General features: G+C 64.5%; 21 protein-coding genes. 13 read left to right on the forward strand and 8 right to left on the reverse strand.

All coding sequences use genetic code 11. From position 1 onward, the window contains the following. Position 1: 1 nt before the first annotated feature. Positions 2-370 (forward strand): antibiotic biosynthesis monooxygenase family protein, encoded by a 369-nt coding sequence (locus IVA98_RS18210; protein ID WP_247304254.1) that lies wholly within the window; start codon positions 2-4, stop codon positions 368-370. A gap of 233 nt (positions 371-603) precedes the next feature. Here the strand turns inward: IVA98_RS18210 and IVA98_RS18215 are convergent, their stop codons facing one another. The 3 genes from IVA98_RS18215 to IVA98_RS18225 all read right to left on the reverse strand — a co-directional run bounded on the left by IVA98_RS18215 (position 604) and on the right by IVA98_RS18225 (position 3,209). Further along, complete coding sequence (locus IVA98_RS18215) at positions 604-1,095, reverse strand: hypothetical protein (RefSeq protein WP_247304606.1); 492 nt, start codon at positions 1,093-1,095, stop codon at positions 604-606. Between the two features lie 165 nt (positions 1,096-1,260). Next, positions 1,261-1,713, reverse strand: coding sequence for a DNA polymerase III subunit chi (locus IVA98_RS18220; protein ID WP_247304255.1), 453 nt, complete (start codon positions 1,711-1,713; stop codon positions 1,261-1,263). Next, entirely contained in the window at positions 1,710-3,209 is a 1,500-nt protein-coding gene (locus tag IVA98_RS18225) for a leucyl aminopeptidase (protein ID WP_247304256.1), read from the reverse strand. Before IVA98_RS18225 ends, IVA98_RS18220 begins: the two co-directional genes overlap by 4 nt. A 336-nt stretch (positions 3,210-3,545) precedes the next feature. Between IVA98_RS18225 and lptF the strand changes: the two genes are divergently transcribed. From lptF to IVA98_RS18270, 9 genes are all read left to right on the forward strand, one after another. After that, the gene (gene lptF, locus IVA98_RS18230; protein ID WP_247355294.1) at positions 3,546-4,715 is read left to right on the forward strand and encodes an LPS export ABC transporter permease LptF; all 1,170 of its coding nucleotides are present in this window, start codon (positions 3,546-3,548) and stop codon (positions 4,713-4,715) included. Further along, on the forward strand, positions 4,712-5,809 hold the full coding sequence (gene lptG / locus IVA98_RS18235; protein WP_247304260.1) for an LPS export ABC transporter permease LptG: 1,098 nt from the start codon (positions 4,712-4,714) through the stop codon (positions 5,807-5,809). Before lptF ends, lptG begins: the two co-directional genes overlap by 4 nt. Further along, a complete protein-coding gene (lptD, locus tag IVA98_RS18240; RefSeq protein ID WP_247304262.1) occupies positions 5,809-8,295 on the forward strand; it encodes an LPS-assembly protein LptD in 2,487 nt (828 codons plus the stop codon). The genes lptG and lptD overlap by 1 nt, the downstream gene beginning before the upstream one ends. A 68-nt stretch (positions 8,296-8,363) precedes the next feature. Continuing rightward, a complete protein-coding gene (locus IVA98_RS18245; RefSeq protein WP_247304264.1) occupies positions 8,364-9,290 on the forward strand; it encodes a peptidylprolyl isomerase in 927 nt (308 codons plus the stop codon). Next, entirely contained in the window at positions 9,290-10,315 is a 1,026-nt protein-coding gene (gene pdxA / locus IVA98_RS18250) for a 4-hydroxythreonine-4-phosphate dehydrogenase PdxA (protein ID WP_247336398.1), read from the forward strand. Before IVA98_RS18245 ends, pdxA begins: the two co-directional genes overlap by 1 nt. Continuing rightward, complete coding sequence (gene rsmA / locus IVA98_RS18255) at positions 10,315-11,172, forward strand: 16S rRNA (adenine(1518)-N(6)/adenine(1519)-N(6))-dimethyltransferase RsmA (RefSeq protein WP_247355295.1); 858 nt, start codon at positions 10,315-10,317, stop codon at positions 11,170-11,172. The genes pdxA and rsmA overlap by 1 nt, the downstream gene beginning before the upstream one ends. Positions 11,173-11,195: 23 nt before the next feature. After that, the gene (locus IVA98_RS18260) at positions 11,196-12,254 is read left to right on the forward strand and encodes an alcohol dehydrogenase (protein WP_247304271.1); all 1,059 of its coding nucleotides are present in this window, start codon (positions 11,196-11,198) and stop codon (positions 12,252-12,254) included. 75 nt (positions 12,255-12,329) lie between these two features. Beyond that, positions 12,330-12,566: a hypothetical protein gene (locus IVA98_RS18265; RefSeq protein ID WP_247304273.1), complete on the forward strand. Its 237-nt coding sequence runs from the start codon at positions 12,330-12,332 to the stop codon at positions 12,564-12,566. 397 nt (positions 12,567-12,963) lie between these two features. Beyond that, positions 12,964-13,146: a hypothetical protein gene (locus tag IVA98_RS18270; RefSeq protein WP_247355296.1), complete on the forward strand. Its 183-nt coding sequence runs from the start codon at positions 12,964-12,966 to the stop codon at positions 13,144-13,146. A 71-nt stretch (positions 13,147-13,217) separates the two neighbouring features. On the opposite strand, the gene IVA98_RS18275 is transcribed toward IVA98_RS18270, so the two are convergent. Together IVA98_RS18275 and IVA98_RS18280 are read right to left on the reverse strand one after the other, a co-directional pair. Beyond that, entirely contained in the window at positions 13,218-13,445 is a 228-nt protein-coding gene (locus tag IVA98_RS18275) for a hypothetical protein (RefSeq protein ID WP_247304277.1), read from the reverse strand. Further along, positions 13,442-14,266 carry a Crp/Fnr family transcriptional regulator gene (locus IVA98_RS18280; RefSeq protein ID WP_247304279.1) on the reverse strand — a complete coding sequence of 275 codons (825 nt, stop codon included), beginning with the start codon at positions 14,264-14,266 and terminating at the stop codon, positions 13,442-13,444. Before IVA98_RS18280 ends, IVA98_RS18275 begins: the two co-directional genes overlap by 4 nt. A 232-nt stretch (positions 14,267-14,498) precedes the next feature. Here IVA98_RS18280 and IVA98_RS18285 point away from each other — a divergent pair, with 232 nt between their 5' ends. Both IVA98_RS18285 and IVA98_RS18290 read left to right on the forward strand, forming a co-directional pair. Next, a complete protein-coding gene (locus IVA98_RS18285) occupies positions 14,499-14,669 on the forward strand; it encodes a hypothetical protein (protein ID WP_247304281.1) in 171 nt (56 codons plus the stop codon). Positions 14,670-14,675: 6 nt separating this feature from the next. Then, positions 14,676-15,377, forward strand: a complete 702-nt coding sequence (locus IVA98_RS18290) for a Crp/Fnr family transcriptional regulator (protein WP_247304283.1) — start codon at positions 14,676-14,678, stop codon at positions 15,375-15,377. 42 nt (positions 15,378-15,419) lie between these two features. Here the strand turns inward: IVA98_RS18290 and IVA98_RS18295 are convergent, their stop codons facing one another. Then, the gene (locus IVA98_RS18295; protein ID WP_247304285.1) at positions 15,420-16,037 is read right to left on the reverse strand and encodes a cupin domain-containing protein; all 618 of its coding nucleotides are present in this window, start codon (positions 16,035-16,037) and stop codon (positions 15,420-15,422) included. A 20-nt stretch (positions 16,038-16,057) separates the two neighbouring features. After that, entirely contained in the window at positions 16,058-16,432 is a 375-nt protein-coding gene (locus IVA98_RS36980) for an MAPEG family protein (protein ID WP_256466511.1), read from the reverse strand. A gap of 473 nt (positions 16,433-16,905) precedes the next feature. Here IVA98_RS36980 and IVA98_RS18305 point away from each other — a divergent pair, with 473 nt between their 5' ends. After that, entirely contained in the window at positions 16,906-18,126 is a 1,221-nt protein-coding gene (locus IVA98_RS18305) for a hypothetical protein (protein ID WP_247336393.1), read from the forward strand. On the opposite strand, the gene gmk is transcribed toward IVA98_RS18305, so the two are convergent. Then, the gene (gmk, locus tag IVA98_RS18310; RefSeq protein ID WP_247304288.1) at positions 18,059-18,718 is read right to left on the reverse strand and encodes a guanylate kinase; all 660 of its coding nucleotides are present in this window, start codon (positions 18,716-18,718) and stop codon (positions 18,059-18,061) included. The genes IVA98_RS18305 and gmk overlap by 68 nt on opposite strands. Positions 18,719-18,720 lie beyond the last annotated feature (2 nt).

Raw genomic sequence — 18,720 nt, forward strand, 5'->3', positions numbered from 1 at the left:
CATGTCGCTGCTACGCCCGCTGGACCCTTCTTTTCCGATCGACCGTCAACTCGGCATCGATGCCGGCCCCGTCGTCCTGGTGAATGTCTTCACCCTCGACAAGGCCGATGAGCAAACCTTCCTCGAGGTCTGGCAGGACGATGCGGTCTTCATGAAGCGGCAGCCCGGCTTCATTGCCACTCAGCTTCATCGCGCGATCGGCGAGAGTCCGACCTATCTGAACTACGCTGTCTGGGAATCGACTGCCCACTTCAGGGCTGCGTTCACGCACCCCGAATTCAAATCAAAGATCGGGGCCTATCCCGCGTCGGCAGTCGCTTCTCCGCATCTGTTCCAGAAGGTCGCGGTGGCAGGCGTCTGCACGGCGTAATCCGCCTCGCGAGCATTCGCGGATGGAGCCGGCAATCAGACCGAAAAGGCGATCAACTTCTTCGGCGCATATGTTCAGCCGAGACGGATGGCAAGAGCCAGCAATGGGACTTCAAATTCAACGGCTTCCTGCCGCATTCATCGGAGCGTTCAGATCGAACGCTTAGACACAGAGAGCAACAGCGACCGCAAGCGTCGGCTCTCCGGAAAACAAGTCATGTCACGCGGCTGCGCTTATGCCGACTTCTTCTTCGGCTTCGGCTTGGTGGCCTTCGGCACCGGCTGCGGCTCGGGATTACCCTCGATCGAGGACAAGCGTCCGGCGGTGAACGTATAGATCCCCGCTCGCGGACCGGTCGTCCAGGTCACCACGGCAACGCGGCGGCCGATGGCGTCGTTGGAGAGATTGACCGACGAAGGCGCGCCGATGCCGCGCACCACGTCGCATTCGGTATGGCCAAGCGCGACCGTGCCGCCCGTCGGCGCGGACGCCGTGCTCGATGCATTGGCATCTGCCGGCCCGGGAGGCGGCGCCATGCCGGGACAGGCACCGTCGGCACTGACGAGATCCTCGGCTCCCACCGGTTTATCAGGCGTGAGTGGCGGCGATTCGATCGAGATGTTCTTGATGAAGAGACGGCCGGGCTTCTGGAACCATTCTGCGTCCTTCGACAACAGATCAGTCCCGCCAGAGCAGCCCGCGACCAGCGGTGCTACGGCAGCCAACGCAATCATGAGCGAGCCGGGAAGCTTTTGATGTCGCACGATAAACTAATTCCCCGCGTGAAGGACCAGCCCTAAACGATTGTCCCAACATCCCTTTGCGGCACGAAGGTGACCGAAGCCAGCATCGTTCGAAAAGTGCAAATTATCATTAATTGCGAGCAGTCTTTAACTCCGCTTCTGCCACCGGCCCCGCTCGTCGGCCTGCCAATAGGTGACATCAAATCCCCGCGCCTTGCAATCGGCCCAGGCACTGCGGGCGAGCGCAAGCGCGTCCGGATCGTCCCCGTTGAACAACAACACCATGCGCTCGTAGCCCTCCGCGTCCTGCGGCAGCGCGGCGTTGTCGACCAGAAAGCGGACATTGGCGCCGTTCGGATTGTCCGCCTCGATCGCCAGCACGATCGGCTGGTCGACGGCATCGTTCACGCGCCATGTCGCGTGCGGCAGGAAGGAATCGTCGCGATAGGTCCACAAATGCGCGTCCAGCGCATCGGCGCGCTCCTCCGACGTCGACTGCACCACGACGCGCCAGCCGCGCTCGAGGGATTTCTCCAGAAGCGGCGGCAACACGTTCTCCACCGTCATGTTTTGCAGATGATAAAACAGCACTTCGGTCATTTGCGCTCGTAATGATCTGCGACCAGACGATCCAGCAGACGGACGCCATAGCCGCTTCCCCAGCTCTGGTTGATGTCGGTCTTCGGCGCGCCCATGGCGGTGCCGGCGATGTCGAGATGCGCCCAGGGCACATCGTCGACGAAGCGCTGCAGGAACTGCGCCGCGGTGATCGAGCCGCCGTGACGGCCGCCGGTGTTCTTCATGTCGGCGAACTGGGAATCGATCAGCTTGTCGTATTCGGGACCGAGCGGCATGCGCCAGACCTTTTCCCCGCTCTCGAGGCCGGCCGCGATCAGCCGGTCGGCGAGCTCGTCATTGTTGGAGAACATGCCGGCGTGCTCTGTGCCGAGCGCGACCATGATGGCACCGGTCAGCGTCGCCAGATCCACCATGAATTTGGGCTTCACCTTCTTCGCCACGTACCAGAGCACGTCGGCGAGCACGAGGCGGCCTTCGGCATCGGTGTTGATGATCTCGATGGTCTGGCCCGACATTGAGGTGACGATGTCGCCCGGCCGCTGCGCATTGCCGTCGGGCATGTTCTCGACGAGACCGATGGCGCCCACCACGTTGACCTTGGCCTTACGAGCCGCGAGCGCATGCATCAGGCCGACGACACAGGCAGCTCCCCCCATGTCGCCCTTCATGTCCTCCATGCTGCCGGCGGGCTTGATCGAGATGCCGCCGGTGTCGAAGCAGACACCCTTGCCGACGAAGGCGACGGGCGCCTCGCCCTTCTTGGCCCCGTCCCAGCGCATGATCACGGTGCGGCTGGGCCGCGTCGAGCCTTGGCCGACGCCGAGCAGCGCGCCCATCCCGAGCTTCTGCATCGCTTTGACGTCGAGCACCTCGACCTTGACGCCGAGCTTGCGGAGCTGGCCGGCGCGGCGCGCGAATTCCTCGGGGAAAAGCACGTTCGGCGGCTCGTTGACGAGGTCGCGCGCCATGATCACGCCATCGACGACGTGACCGGCCGCGGCGAACGCCTTCTTCGCAGCAGTGGCATCGCCGACCGCAAGCGAGATGTCGGCGCGCGAGCCGCCCTCCTCGCCGTCCTTCTTCTTGGTCTTGTAGCGGTCGAACTTGTAGGCGCGTAAGCGAAGGCCCGAGGCGACCGCGACCGCCTGCTCGCTGGTCATGGCGCCATCGGGCAGCTCCGCCAGGATCGTCATGGCTGCGGTCCCGGCCGGAAGCTTGCTTGCCGCCACGCCGCCGAATTTGAGGAAATCGTTCGCCTTCAGGCTGGCCGCCTTGCCTGCGCCGATCACGATCAGGCGGGTGGCCTTCACACCCTCAGGTGCCAGGATGTCCAGCGCGGCCCCGCTCTTCCCCTTGAAGGCGGCCGCGGAGGCCGCCCGCTTCACGAGGTCAGCGGCGCCGCCGAGCGCCTTCGCCGTCGCGGGGCCGAGCTTCAGGCCATCGTCGCAGAACACAACCAGGATGCCACGGGGGGCGGCAGACAGCGGGACAAAGCCGACCTTGATGGCATCGGACATGGGTAACTCCTCCAAAACATGGGGCTTTTCGCCGTTCCGCGGTCCTGGCCAAGGGCCGGAGCTGAACGGCGATTCACTGAGGCTTCCGTACTATGGGCCAGCGGCCCGCCAAATGCCAACGCCGCCGTGGCCGTCAGGCCACAACGAGCGAAATATTAACCATATATTGAGGGTGCCACGGGGCAGCCATTTTGTTGATGGATCAAAGGGATGCTAGTGAGAGAGTAAGCTGGCGGAACCGATGGCTGGCCGTCCCTCGGGGATCCCGTTTCGGGATTGGGTCGGGCAGCGGGATTCCGGCGGCATGGGGCGTGGTGGGAATTCGTGCGGTAGCGCATGGGGTCGATCGATAAGTATATCTTCCGCACGACGCTCGCGTCGTTTGCGCTGGTCCTGGTCAGCCTCACCGGCGTGATCTGGATTACGCAGGCGTTGCGCGGCATTGACCTGATGACGAGCCAGGGTCAGACCATCCTCACCTTCCTCGGCATCACCAGCCTCGTCATCCCGGCCCTGGTCCTGATCATCTCGCCGATCGCGTTGATGATCGCGATCTCGCACACGCTGAACAAGCTGGCGACCGATTCCGAGATCATCGTGATGAATGCGGCGGGCTTCTCGCCGTTCCGCCTGTTCTATCCGTTCTTCTACGCCACCTGCGTGGTGGCGCTGCTGGTCGCCTTCATCGCGGCCTATCTCGCTCCCGACGGCATGCGGCGGATCAAGCAATGGGACGCCGAGATCACTGCCGACGTGCTCACCAACATCCTCCAGCCCGGCCGCTTCGCCCAGCTCGACAAGAATCTGACGATCCGGATCCGCGAGCGTCAGCCCGGCGGCATCCTCGCCGGCATCTTCATCGACGATCGCCGCGATCCGAACGAGCGCGTCTCGATCGTGGCCGAGCACGGCGAGGTCGTGAAGAACGAGACCGGATCGTTCCTGGTGCTGGAGACGGGCAATCTCCAGCGCTTCGAAGCCGGCAAGCGCGACCCGGCGCTGGTGGCGTTCGGCCGCTATGGCTTCGACATGTCAAAATTCTCGGGCCAGGGCCGCGACGTCACCCTCGGCATCCGCGAACGCTATCTCTGGGAGCTGTTCTCGCCGTCCGAGGACGACCCGGTCTACAAGCAAATTCCCGGCCAGTTCCGTTCGGCCCTGCACGACAGCATCTTGGCGCCGATCCATCCGTTCGCCTTTGCCGTGCTGACCTTCGCCTTCCTGGGTGCGCCTCGCACCACCCGCCAAAGCCGCAATTTCTCGATCGGCTCCTCGATCCTCGCGGTGTTCGGCCTGCGCATGGCCGGTTTCGCCTGCTCGGTGATGGCGGTGAAATCGCCGGGGGCGGTGCTGGTGCAATACGCGATGGTCGTGGGCGCCATCGGCGTCGGGCTCTGGATGATCATCGGCGGCGTCGTGGTCGAGCCGCCTCCCCGCCTCATGGAGGCCATCAACAGATCGAACGCACGGATCGCGCGGCTGTTCAGACGGCCGGCCATCGCATGAGCATGCTCACCAACACACTCGGGCGCTATTTCGCCGGCCGCTTCGTGGTCGCCGCGCTCGGCGTGTTCGCCAGCATCTTCCTGCTGCTGGTGCTGGTCGACTATATCGAGATGGTGCGCAAGACCTCGGGCCTTGCATCCGCCTCGGCGATCATGGTGGCCGAGACCTCGCTGTTCCGGGTGCCGCAGCTCCTGGAGAAGCTGACGCCGTTCTGCATGCTGATCGGCGCCATGACCTGCTATCTCGCGCTCTCCCGCCGGCTCGAGCTCGTGGTCGCGCGCGCTGCCGGCATCTCCGCCTGGCAGTTCATCTCGCCGGCGCTCGGCAGCGCGCTCCTGATCGGGGTGATCGCCACCGTCGCCTACAATCCGATGTCGGCCAACTTGCGCGAACTCTCCAAGCGCATGGAGGCGGAGCTGTTCGGCTCGGCGCCCGGCGGCGGCATCCAGGATGCGTCCGGCTTCTGGCTCAATCAGGTGACCAGCGACGGCCAGACCATCATCAATGCGGCGCGCAGCGAGCAGCAGGGCATCCGGCTCACCGGCCTCACCCTGTTCCGGTTTGATACGGAGCAGCACTTTAAGGAACGGATTGAGGCGCGCGAGGCGACGCTGGAGGCTGGCCGTTGGCTGTTCAAGGGCGTCCGCCGCTTCTCGCTGGACTCCCCGCCAGTCGACCAAGCCCGCCTCGAGATCCCGACGACACTGACCGAGGCGCAGGTCCGCAACAGCTTTTCCACACCAGAGACTGTGTCCTTTTGGCAACTACCGAGCTACATCCGCTCCTCCGAAAGCTCGGGCTTCGCGACAGCAGGATACCGACTCCAGTATCAGAAGCTTCTGGCACAGCCGTTTTTGCTGGCGGCCATGGTGATGCTGGCGGCCTCCGTGTCGTTGCGCTTCTTCCGGATGGGCGGCGTGCAGAAGATGGTTTTGAGTGGCGTGGGCGCAGGCTTTCTGCTCTACGTCCTGTCGAAAGTAACTGAGGATTTGAGCAAGGCTGAGTTGATGCATCCGATCGCTGCGGCGTGGTTGCCCGTTGTGGTGGGCGGCCTCACCGGCTTTTTGGCCTTGCTCTATCAGGAGGACGGATAGTGACTGCCGTCCACCGAGGGCTCGTGCCTCGTTCGACGCGGCGCACATTGGTGCGCGCGAACGGGCGCGGTTGGTCCGTTCGCAGGCTCCTGCTCACAGTGGCCGCTGCCGCTTCGCTCGGCGCGCTGATCAACCTTGCCGCAGTGGTGCCCGCCTCCGCCCAGTACACCTATAATCCGCTGCCGCCGCGTCCGAAGCCGCAGAGGGGCCCCAACGACAACCAGATGCTGGTGCAGGCGACCGAGGTCGACTACGACTACAACAATTCGCGCGTCTCCGCGGTCGGTAACGTCCAGCTGTTCTACAACGGCACCAGCGTCGAGGCCGACAGGGTCATCTACGACCAGAAGACCAAGCGGCTCCATGCCGAAGGCAACATCCGCATGACGGATGCCGACGGCAAGATCACCTATGCCGAGATCATGGATCTGTCCGACGATTACCGCGACGGTTTCGTCGATTCGCTGCGCGTGGACACCGCCGACCAGACCCGCATGGCCGCGAGCCGCGCCGACCGCTCCAGCGGCAATTACACCGTGTTCGAGAACGGCGTCTACACCGCCTGCGCACCGTGTAAGGACGATCCGAAGAAGCCGCCGCTGTGGCAGGTGAAGGGTGCGCGCATCATCCACGACCAGCAGGAGAAGATGCTGTATTTCGAGACGGCACAGCTCGAATTTTTCGGCGTGCCGCTCGCCTACATGCCCTATTTCTCGACGCCCGACCCGACCGTGAAGCGCAAATCCGGCTTCCTGATGCCGGGCTATTTCCCGGGCACGACGAACACCGGCTTCGGCGCCGAAATTCCCTATTATTGGGCGATCGCGCCCGACATGGACGCAACCATCACCCCCCGCTTCATGACGCGGCAGGGCGTGATGCTGCAGGGCGAATTCCGGCAGCGCCTGATCGACGGCGCCTACCAGATCCGCGCTTATGGCATCGACCAGCTCGATCCCGGAGCGTTCGCCGGGCAGCCCGGCGACCGTCAGTTCCGCGGCGCCGTCGACACCAAGGGCCAGTTCGCGCTGAACGACAAATGGGTCTGGGGTTGGGACGGCGTCCTGATGTCCGACTATTATTTCTTCTCGGACTACCGGCTTTATCAATACCGCGACCCGCTCGGCTCGTTCCTGCTGCTGCCAACGGAAGCGCTGTCGCAGCTTTATCTGACCGGCGTCGGCAATCGCAGCTTCTTCGATGCGCGCACGATGTACTGGCTGAGCTATTCGGGTAACCAGAGCCAGGTGCCGATCGTCTATCCGGTGATCGACTATTCGAACGTGCTCAACTATCCCGTCTTCGGCGGCGAGTTCAGCTACAAGACCAATTTCGTGAACCTGTCGCGCGACGGAGCGGTGTTCGATCCGATCACGACGGTCGCCAATACCAGCAGCCTGTGCACGACGGCATCGGCCGATCCGCTGGCCCGTACGCCCTCGCAGTGCCTGCTGCGCGGCTTCCCCGGCACCTACACCCGCCTGACCGCAGAAGCGCAGTGGCGCAAGTCCTTCACCGATCCGTTCGGCCAGATCTGGACGCCGTTCGCCAGCCTGCGCGCCGATGCGATCAATTCCTCGGTCTCCAACCAGCCGGGCGTGTCGAACTACCTGCCCGTCGGCGACACCCAGGCGTTCCGCCTGATGCCGACCGTGGGCCTGGAATACCGCTACCCCTTCATCAACATTCAGCCCTGGGGCTCGACCACCGTCGAGCCGATCGCACAGATCATCATCCGGCCGAACGAGACCTATGCCGGCAAGCTCCCGAACGAGGACGCCCAGAGCATGGTGTTCGACACCTCGAACCTGTTCAGCGTCGACAAGTTCTCCGGCTACGACCGCGTCGAGGGTGGTGGCCGCGCCAATGTCGGCGTGCAATCCACGACGCAGTTCGACAAGGGCGGTGCCGTCAAGGTGCTGTTCGGCCAGTCCTACCACCTGTTCGGCCTGAACTCCTTTACGGTCCAGGACACCCTCAATACCGGCCTCAATTCCGGCCTCGACAAGCCGCGTTCCGATTACGTCACGAGCGCCAGCTACTCACCCAACAGCACGTATACGTTCAGCGTCCGCTCCCGCATGGACGAGCAGACCTGGAACGTCCAGCGTTTCGAAGCGGAAGGCCGCGCCAATTTCAATCGCTGGTCCGTCAGCATGCTGTACGGCAATTACGCAGCGCAGCCGGAACTCGGCTACCTGACCCGCCGCGAGGGCATCCTGACGACAGGCTCGCTGAAGGTCGCCGCCAACTGGGTGGTGTCGGGCTCGGCCCGCTGGGATCTCGAGGCCAACAAGATCAATCAGTATGTGCTCGGTGCCGGCTATGTCGACGATTGCTTCGTGCTGGCGGCGAACTATGTAACTTCCTATAGCTATTCCGCGGGATCCGCACCGCCCGTTCTGAGTCACGCGTTCATGTTCCAGATCGGCCTGCGCACGCTGGCGACCTCGTCGACGACCAGCGGTTCCTCGGGCCTCCAGTGAGCGTTTTGAAGTGCCGGCCGCGCTTGCCCCACCACAGGCTCGGCGCGGCTGACATGCGAGCGATAACCATGACGATTCCGTTGCCGATCTTCCGCCTCCTTCTCGTCCTCGCCGCCCTGTTCCTGGCCGGTGCGCCGGCGCGGGGGCAGAACATCGTCGTCATGGTCAATGGCGATCCCATCACCGATTTCGACATCGAGCAGCGCTCCAAGCTCGACCAGCTCACGACGCAGAAGACCCCGAGCCGCGAGCAGGTCATCAACGAGCTGATCGACGACAAGGTGAAGATGAAGGAAGGCAAGAAGTACGGGGTCGATCCCGGCGTCTCCGACATCAACCAGTCCTATGAGGGGATGGCGCAGCGCATGCGCATCACGCCGGACCAGCTCACCAAGTCGCTCGAATCCAAGGGCGTCCGCCCCGAGACGCTGAAGGGCCGCATGAAAGCCGAGATGGTCTGGACCAGCCTCGTCCGCGGCCGCTACAAGGAGCGCCTGCAGGTCGGCGAGCGCGACGTCGCGCAAGCCGTGCAGGCGCAGAGCGGCGAGAAGCTTCAGGTCGAGGGCACCGAATACAAGATGCAGCCGATCGTGCTGATCGTGCCGCGCGGCTCGTCGCCGGCGTTCGTGGAAACACGGAAGAAGGAAGCCGACACCTACCGCGCGCGCGTCGGAAGCTGCGAGGAAGCCAACTCGCTGTTCCGCTCGACACCGAACGCCACCATCCGCGACACCGTCACCAAGACCACCGCAGAACTGCCCGAGGCGCTGCGCAAGGTGCTCGACGACACGCCGATCGGCCACCTCACCGCGCCCGAAGTGACCAAGGCTGGTATCGAGATGGTGGTGCTGTGCGCGCGCAAGCCGACCATGATCGACACGCCGAAGAAGCGCGAGGTCCGCGAGAAGATGTATCAGGAGAAGTACGAGAAGACCCAGAAGGCCTATCTCGAAGAGCTCCGCAAGGCGGCGATGATCGAATATCGCAACCGCTAATGGCCGAGCCCTCCTCAGCGCGCCCGGTAAAACCCCTCGCCCTGACCCTGGGAGAGCCCGCCGGCATTGGTCCCGACATCACCATTGCGGCCTGGCTCAGGCGCCGTGAGCTGAACCTGCCCGCCTTCTACCTGCTCGGCGACGAGGCGCTGATCGCCCGGCGCGCCAAGGCGCTCGGCGCCGACATCAGGATTGCCGCGGTGAACCCCAGTGAGGCCCACGCCGCCTTCGCGAACGCCCTGCCGGTGGTTGCCACCGGCGAGCGCGCCACGGCCGAGCCCGGCAAGCCCGACGCATCGAGCGCGCCGGCCGCGCTCGCCTCGATCCGCCAGGCGGTCACCGACGTCCGCGAGGGCCGCGCCGGCGCCGTCGTCACCAATCCGATCGCCAAGAGCGTGCTCTACCGCGCAGGATTCCGCCATCCCGGCCACACCGAATACCTCGCCGAGCTCGCCGCGACGGACGGCCACGTCCCGCAGCCGGTGATGATGCTGTGGTCGCCGCAGCTCGCCGTGGTGCCCGTGACCATCCACGTCTCGCTGCGCGAGGCGCTGGCCCAACTCACGAGCGAATTGATCGCCTCGACCGTTCGCATCGTTGCGACCGAGCTCAAATCCCGCTTCGGCATCACGAGGCCGCGCATCGCGGTCTCCGGCCTCAATCCGCACGCCGGCGAGGACGGCTCGCTCGGCCACGAGGAGCAGACCATCATCGCGCCGGCGCTGAAGGCGCTGCGCAACGACGGCATCGAAACCAGGGGTCCATTGCCTGCCGACACCATGTTCCACGAGGCCGCGCGCCAGACCTATGATTGCGCCGTCTGCATGTATCACGACCAGGCGCTGATCCCGATCAAGACGGTGGCTTTCGACGACGCCGTCAACGTCACGCTCGGCCTGCCCTTTATCCGCACCTCGCCCGATCACGGCACCGCCTTCGACATCGCCGGCACCGGCAAGGCCAATCCGGCAAGCCTGATCGCCGCGCTTCGGCTCGCCAGCCGCATGGCGGCTGCGAACCTCTGATGAGCGCGATCGACGACCTCCCGCCGCTGCGCGAGGTCATCCGCCAGCATGCGCTGTCGGCCCGCAAATCGCTCGGCCAGAACTTTCTGCTCGACCTCAACCTCACCGCGCGCATCGCGCGCGCCGCCGCGCCGCTCGAGGACTCCACCATCGTCGAGATCGGCCCCGGCCCGGGCGGGCTGACGCGCGCTTTGCTCGCGCTCGGCGCGAGACGCGTCATCGCCATCGAGCATGACGAGCGCGCGATCCCGGCGCTTGGGGATATCGCCGCGCGCTATCCCGGCCGGCTCGAGATCGTGCATGGCGATGCCATGAGTTTCGACCCGCGTCCGCTGCTCGACGGCGAACGAGCAAAAATCGTCGCCAACCTGCCCTACAACATTGCGACCCAGCTCCTGATCAACTGGCTCACCACCGAGCCCTGGCCGCCCTGGTACGAGACGATGGTGCTGATGTTCCAGCGCGAGGTCGGCGAGCGCATCGTTGCGCGCGAGGACGAGGAGGCCTATGGCCGGCTCGGCGTGCTCGCCAACTGGCGCTGCGAGACCAAAATCCTGTTCGACATTTCGCCGTCCGCCTTCGTGCCGCCGCCGAAGGTCACCTCCTCCGTGGTGCGCCTTAAGCCGCGCCCACACCCACTTGCCTGTGATCGCAGGCTGCTCGAGCAGGTCGCCGCCGCCGCGTTCGGCCAGCGCCGCAAGATGCTGCGGCAAAGCCTGAAATCGCTTGGCGTCGATCCGGCGCGGCTGGCGCAAGCCGCCGGCGTCGATGCGACGCGGCGTGCGGAGACCATTCCGATTGCCGGCTTTGTTGCCATGGCCCGTGAATTGGCTGATATACGCAACGAAGCTGAGTAACCAAGAACTCCGGAGGAAAGAAAATGGCGCTGATGCGCAGGCAGTCCCTGGTCAAGTTCGACGCGCCCTTGTGCGAGACCATCGTCGAGACGCCCAAGCCGCAAGGTCGCGAAGTCCTGGTCCGCATCGAGCGCTGCGGCCTCTGCCACTCCGACCTGCACATCCAGGACGGCTATGCCGATCTCGGCGGCGGCAAGAAGCTCGATACCACGCGCGGCATGACGCTGCCCTTTACGCTCGGCCATGAGATCGCCGGCGTCGTCGACGAAGTCGGCCCCGACGTTCCCGCCGGACTCGTCGGCGCGAAGAAGGCGGTATTCCCGTGGATCGGCTGCGGCCAGTGCCGCGACTGCCAGAACGGCGACGAGAACCTCTGCGTCAAGCAGCGCTTCCTCGGCGTCTCCATCGACGGCGGCTTTGCCACCCACGTGCTGGTGCCCGACGCCAAATATTTGCTCGATTACGATCCCCTTCCCGTCAACCAGGCCGCGACGTTAATGTGCTCCGGCGTCACCGCCTATGGCGCGCTCAAGCGCCTGGTCGACCGTCCGCGCCAGCGTAACCTCCTGCTGATCGGGCTCGGCGGCGTCGGCATGATGGGCCTGTCGTTCGCGCAGGCGATGTTCAAGCAGCCGATTACGGTCGCCGACCTCTCGCCAGCCGCGCGCGAGACCGCACTGAAGAACGGTGCTGCCGTCGCCTACGATCCGGCCGAGCCCGACGTGATCAAGCGCATCCTGAAAGAGAGCGAGGGCGGCTTCGACGAGATCGTCGATTTCGCCGGCAACGAGAAGTCGATGGCGTTTGCCGTCGCGGTCGCCGCGCGCGGCGGCAAGATCGTCGTCTCCGGCCTCATGGGCGGCCAGTTCACGCTGCCGATGGTGCAATGGGTCTACAAGCGCATGACCATCGAGGGCTTCATGGTCGGCACGCTCGCCGAAGCCCACGAGCTGATGGCGCTCGCACGCGCCGGCAAGATCAAGCCGACGCCGATGCGGGAGGAGCCGATGGGCGACGTCCAGAAATGGATCGACGAGCTCCGCGCCGGCAAGGTGGTCGGCCGCATCGTGCTCAAGAACTGACCGAAGCGCGACGGGCCTGACGCAAGTCTCGCCCGCCCGTACGGAACACCTGCGGCCGCGCCGCGTTGGCAGCGCATGTCGATCCGTTGCACCGTCGAAAGCGCATTCTTCATCGCCTGGAGCTGCCTGGAGAAGAGCGGCGAGCTCGGTCCTGCGGACGAGAGCGCCAATGTCATTCTCGATGCCATCGAAGCGCAGCTTCGAACAGGGGAGCGCCGGCAGTTGATGCTCGCCAACAGGGCGATCGACGCTTACCGCCTGCATGCGGCGAGGAGCAACGCCGCCGCGCAACGTGAAGCGCGCCTTGGATGATGGTGTTCGGCGGCTACCCGGCGTATCCGAGACGCCGGTTGGCACGCGTTCACTCCTGTATGTTCACTCCTGAACACGCGGGCACGCTCAGCCGGTGCCCGTAGTTCTCCGGCGGAGAACAGAGTTCAATGGCATCTGGAACGTAACGGCACCATTTGGAACGCCGCGAACGTTCATTGCATTGATGCCGCATCAGCAACGATGGAGTTAATGCGGATGACAAAGCCCTGGGCGAAACGGTGCGATCGGTTCCCAAGCAGAACCGGAGTCCCACGGCGGCCGGTCGCGCGCCGTCAGTTCCCGCGATGACGAGAAGCAGGACATTCGCGAGCAGGATGCGCATGGCAAACTCACCCAGAACACCAGCAACAGGCACATGGGATAGACGATGAGGGGAATGTTGGATGTGACGAGTCTCGGCCGATGGTACGATCCCATCTCGGAGCGCTGGGTTGAGCCGCGCGACACGCCGACCGCGACATCGCCTCGGACGGAGGATGACGCCGTCTTCGAACGTCAACGGAAATTGCAGGCCGAACGTATCTGGCGCGCGCTGGTCGATTGCTGCGCGCGCGAGTGAGACAATTGCAAGTCATACACAATATGTCTGCAAGATGTCTGCAAGGCCGGCGCCGTGGATGGCGCCGGCCCTTATTTTTTCTTGCCGTCGGTCCCGTTCTCTTGTTTGGACGCATCGGTCATGCCGGGCCGATTTGCCCGATTTGCATTCATGCCGGTGGTATCCATCGTCCCCTTCTCCGTGGCGCCGTTGGTGTTCTCCGGCCTTTCCATGCCGCTCTGTGGAGCGGGCCCGGTATTCTGGGCGATGACGGGCCCGGCCATGGCTGCAAATGTAATTGCTGCGATGAGTGCTTTCATGGGCATCTCCCTCGTCCCATGGATGACGTGCCCGCGACAGAGTTGTTCCCCACTCTCGAGCCGGACCTCGCGCTGACGTGCGCTGCCGCTTGCGGCGGCGACTGACGCTTCTGGTGCAGATAGGCCGGGTTGAAATCCCCGAGCCGCTGCAACTCGCGCCATTTCAGCACGATTAGCTCGCCATCGCGAAGATCCATGGCCCCGCTCCGCCTGAGATCGGCGAGCGTCCGGTTCACGGTCGCGATCGCCATGCCCAGCGTCTCGCCGAGCTGCGCCAGGCTGATCGGCATGCGGCAGCGATTGCCGCGGACCAGTTGCGCGGCGCGGGCGCGATAGAACAGCTCGCAGAACAGGTGCGCCATGCGCGCCTGCATGGGACGGGCGCTGTTGTTGGTGATGGCTTCGCGAAAGATCGCGGCGTCGAGCAGCGTCTCGCGCCAGACGGCCATTCCGAAAAGCGGTCGCCGCCTGAACGCGGCGAACAATTCGCGATGCGGGATGAAGGCGACCGAAGCAGGCCCCAACGCACTCAGCCCATGGTCCATTTGGTCGATGAACAGGCCTTGCGCGTCCGGCAGGTCGCCGGTCAGATGGAACGCGAGATATTGCCGCCGCCCGCTGCCAAGCAGATGGTAGCGCGCGACCATGCCCGACACGACCAAGACCGAATGTTCAGGTTCGTCGCCCTGACGGATGAAATCCTCGTTCGGCGCATAGTCGCGCACCGTGAAGGTGAGTGTGCGGATCTCGGCAATATCCTCCTCTGCGAGCACGGTGTGCTCGCAGAGGTTCCGGATCAGCACCTCGTGGGCTTTTTCCATACCGCCGCCAAAAATCGCACTGGTTCTATCAAATGATACATCTGACTTGTATCCAGCGGATTAGAACGCGAGGCGGAAGCACAGGTTGCTAACCGGTTTGCGATGGCACCGGTTTGCTTCAACTCGATCACCGCCGAACCGAGCCGGCCTTCTCATGAGCCCTATCACGATCCTTGAGCGCATCCGCCACCTGTTCGCATCGGAGCGAAGCGAGCACCCAAGAAGCGAGTACTTGGACAGCATCAACCACGCCTTCCTGAAGGGAACGCTGAACGAGCCGGTCCGGCCGATGTCGGATCAGGAACTCGCCCACGCTATCCGCGAGTTCCGCGCTGTGCCCGTCTCCGACTGGACCGTCGCAAAGCTCTCGCGGCGCTTTGTCGAAGTGCCCCGTGACGACTGAAGTCTCATGCCGCATTCGAAGTTCATCGCGCGCCTCGATGCCATAGAAGGCCTTTCCGAGGACGAACGCCGGCAAATCGCCGGCTTGCCATCTACGCTGCGCCAGGTCGCGGACGGCGAGATCGTGCTGCGCCAGGGCGAGGCCGCCACGCGCTGCGTCTTTGTTGTGAGCGGCTTCTTCTATCAGGCCCGCATGGTCGGTGATCGCAGCCAGATCCTCGCATTCCACGTGCCCGGCGACATGCCGTGCCTGCACACGCTGCTGGTCTCAACCATGGATGCGGACCTCGTCGGCCTCGGGCCAAGCATCGTCGGCACCGTCGCGCACAGTCAGCTCAGGCAGCTTCTCGATGGCTCCGTCCACCTGACCCGCGCGTTCTGGCGCGAGACGCTGATTGACGCGGCGATCTCGCGGCAATGGATCGCCCGCCTCGGCGCTCAGGCAGCGCTGCCGAAGGTAGCGCATCTCATTTGCGAGCTCGCCGCGAGGCTGGAGATCGTCGGGCTCGTCACCGACGGCTGCTTTCAGATGCCGATGACACAGCGGCACGTGGCGGACGCCTGCGGACTGTCCATCGTCCATGTCAATCGCACCATCCAGGAGCTGAGACATCGCGGATTGATCGCGTGGGAAGGCAGCGAGATCGAGCTGTTGCAGCCCGAAGAGCTGCGAAGGCTTGCGGATTTTGCGCCTGACTATCTGAGCTGAACGCAGCCAGTGAACGCATGCTCGAGCTGGGGGCCGAACGCATTACCCTCTCGCTCGCGGCTTGGTCCGCCATGATTTGAGCAGCGGGCCGTTGCGTCCCAGCACCGGATCGGCTTTCGGCCTGCGCACCTTGGTAATGCGTTTGATGGCGTCTGGACGCTCCCTTGTGTCGGTGCACTCGTCATACGTTCCGTCCCGCGGATACGCTCCGACGACCAGAAAGTCCCGGCTGGCCTCAATGAGCCGGTGTCCGGTGCCTGCGGGAAGCACCAGAACGTCGCCGGCCTTCACGCGCAGAACCCGCCCCTTGATCCCGCCGCACTCGATCCTGGCCGTGCCGCGCGCCACGCCCATCACTTCATGGACTTGCGAATGATAGTGCACAAAGTCGTACACGGTATCGCGCCATGACCGGCCCCAGCCGTTCGCATCGAACAGCGTGTCGATGATGACCTCTGGCGCAAAACGCCGAGGCTTGAGGTTCACCGCCCCGCGATAGAGCAAGAGCGGAAAATGCGGGTTGTTCGGCACGACGCCGTCATCCCTGAAATGGATGGCCACCGGCTTCCGAGCCCGCACCAGCGCCCGCAGTGTCGCCGCGTCGGGATGCTCCTCCACCAGCTTCTTGGCGAGATTCTTGATCTGGTCCTTAACCGGCATAGCGTCGCCTCAGCCGCGATTCAACGGCTGCGGAGATGATAAGTTTCCAACGGAGAACCTGCGCAGCCCGCCATTTGATTTCTATTCCGGTGCGTTGCGCAGCCGCCGCAACAGCCGCCGAAAACCGGTAGACCTTCGATGCAATTGGCCTGAGCCCGTGCGAGGCGCTGCATCAAGGGCGATAGTCCGGAATTGTCTGGGGCGAAGACGTTGGCCGCAACCTTTCCAGTCACGACGGGATACGTTCGGATTGTTCCCATCACGACCAACAGAAGGAGCGCCCACGAAACGAACGCTGCCAGTACGTAGCCGCTTCGGCTCCGCCTGCTTGCAAATGACGTAGAATCCGAGACGACGGGCGGCGGGGTTGATGTGGCCCCGGGGGCGTCGGGCAAAACACCTCGTCAAGCACTCACCCCAAAAAGATTTTTCTTTTCCGAATTTCGGATTTGTGGCATACACACTCTTCGTAGCGCACGAACATGCGGGTGCCGCCGGCGCCCGGCCTTCCCTGCGCCCTTTGGCCATCATTGGGCGATGAGAGCAGAGCAAGACGCGGGCGAACGCGCCGCGGGAGCGCGCCGCTATGCTCCTTCTGTCTCGATACGCAAGCCAGACCGTCGACCAAGACGACGGCGTGACCTTCACCGGCTCCGGCCGCCTCGGCGCCCGCAGTGGTTCCAGCTGCGGCGGAACCTGGAGTTCGGCGGAGCATAGCTACGCGAATAGGCCCAATTTCGCGGCGGAACAAACGCGCTGCGAGCCCGATTCAAGCCACATCCTCTCCGGATTTGCGGCTCATTGCCACCCAAGTCTTTGACGACAAAGGGCGAGTAAGAGTTGCGTCATGCGTAACCGGGAGACCAGGATGGGCAACCGCACCGCAAAATTCATATCCGCGCTAGTCGGCAGCATCATTGCCGGCGCGCCACTGGCCGCCGTGTCGCAGAACGCACAGAACGCGCCGAGCACGGCCAACGCGGCCGCCGACTGCCTCGTCTCGCCCAAGGGCGCCGCGCCGCAGGGGCAGCACTGGTACTATCGCATCGAGCGTGGGACCAAGCGGCAGTGCTGGTATCTGCGCGCCGCCGGCGACAAGGACGGCGCGAAGTCCGTGCAGAGCGCGCAGGCTACGAGCGATACGCCGACCGGAGTCGCGCCGGCGCAGCAGCAACACCCGACGCAGGATGCGCGCGCCGAGTATCTGACATCACGGAGCGGTGACGCCGCCAAAGCACCAAACGCAACTGCGCAACCCGCAGGCGCGACACGGGCGCAACCATCTGCAGATCAGGCCGCTGACGGCAACGCGCAACAATCCGCCACGCCGTGGCCCGATGTCTCCGCAACCTCCGCCCCGCCCGCGCCGCAGCCGGCGCCTGCCGTTGTCGCGGCAGCCGCCCAGCCGAGCGCAAAGCCGTCAAAATCCCCTTCCTCCCCGGCACCCGCCGCGGCAGACAGCACGACCGACAAGCCGACCGGCTCGGTCCAGATGCTGCTGCTCGTGATTGGCGGTGCGCTGGCCCTCGCGGGAATCCTCGCCAGCCTCATCTACCGCTTCGCCGGCGCGCGCGTCCGGGTCCAGTCCGCCGACCGCCGCACACATTGGGACGATTGGGAGCCGCAGAAACAGGACGCAAGCCGCGCGCCCTGGCTCGATGCGACGTCGGCCAACGCCCAGCCGTCGCGCCCCATCGACTTCGATGCGCCGCGTCCTCAAGCGACGAAACAAGCGACAAAACTTGCCGCGATCGGCCGCGAGATCGATCTGATCGACGCGCGCAAGTCGCGTGCCGCGATCCCTGCCGCAGAACCTGACGAGGTCAGGCCCGCCGAGGCCAAGATCAAGATATTCGACCGGGATTTCGAAATCGAGGCCGCTGCGCCCCGGCTCGCCGCCAACGAGATCGGCAAGGATCGCGATGAGGCGCCTGCAGGCCGCCACGAGGATGCGGTCGACGTCGACGTCATCACGACGATGCTGGAACAGCTGGTGAAGGAAGGGCCGCGCCTGTCGCGGTCTAACCTTGAAGCTGACCTTGCAAACTTCGCACGAAGCCTGCGAGGCCAATCCGCCGCTCGCGCTTGAGACGCTCGGCCTTCAGGATCGACTGCACTTCGCCGAAGGCCTCGTCGACGTCGTGGTTGATCACGATGTAGTCGTACTCGGCCCAGTGGCTCATCTCGTGACTGGCGCGGCTCATCCGCTTGCGGATCACGTCGTCGGAATCCTGCGCGCGCGAGTGCAGGCGCTTCTCGAGATCGGCCGCCGAGGGCGGCAGGATGAAGACGCTGACGACATCGGCGCGCGCCTTCTCGCGCAACTGCTGCGTGCCCTGCCAGTCGATGTCAAACAGCACGTCCTGCCCGGCCGACAGCGCCGCCTCGACCGGGCCGCGTGGCGTACCGTAGCTGTTGTCGAACACCGTCGCCCATTCCAAGAGCTCGCCAGCCTTCACCATCGCTTCGAACGTGGCCTTGTCGACGAACGAATAATCCTTGCCGTTGACCTCGCCCGGCCGCATCTCGCGCGTGGTCGCGGAGACCGACATCTTCAGGCCCGGCATTCGCTCGATCAGGAGACGCGACAGCGTCGTCTTGCCCGCGCCCGAGGGCGAGGACAGCACGAACATCAATCCGCGGCGCTCGACACCGTCAGTTCCGTGACCGCCCGTCGTCATCG

The sequence above is a fragment of the Bradyrhizobium sp. 160 genome (assembly GCF_023073735.1).
Taxonomy (GTDB): Bacteria; Pseudomonadota; Alphaproteobacteria; order Rhizobiales; family Xanthobacteraceae; genus Bradyrhizobium.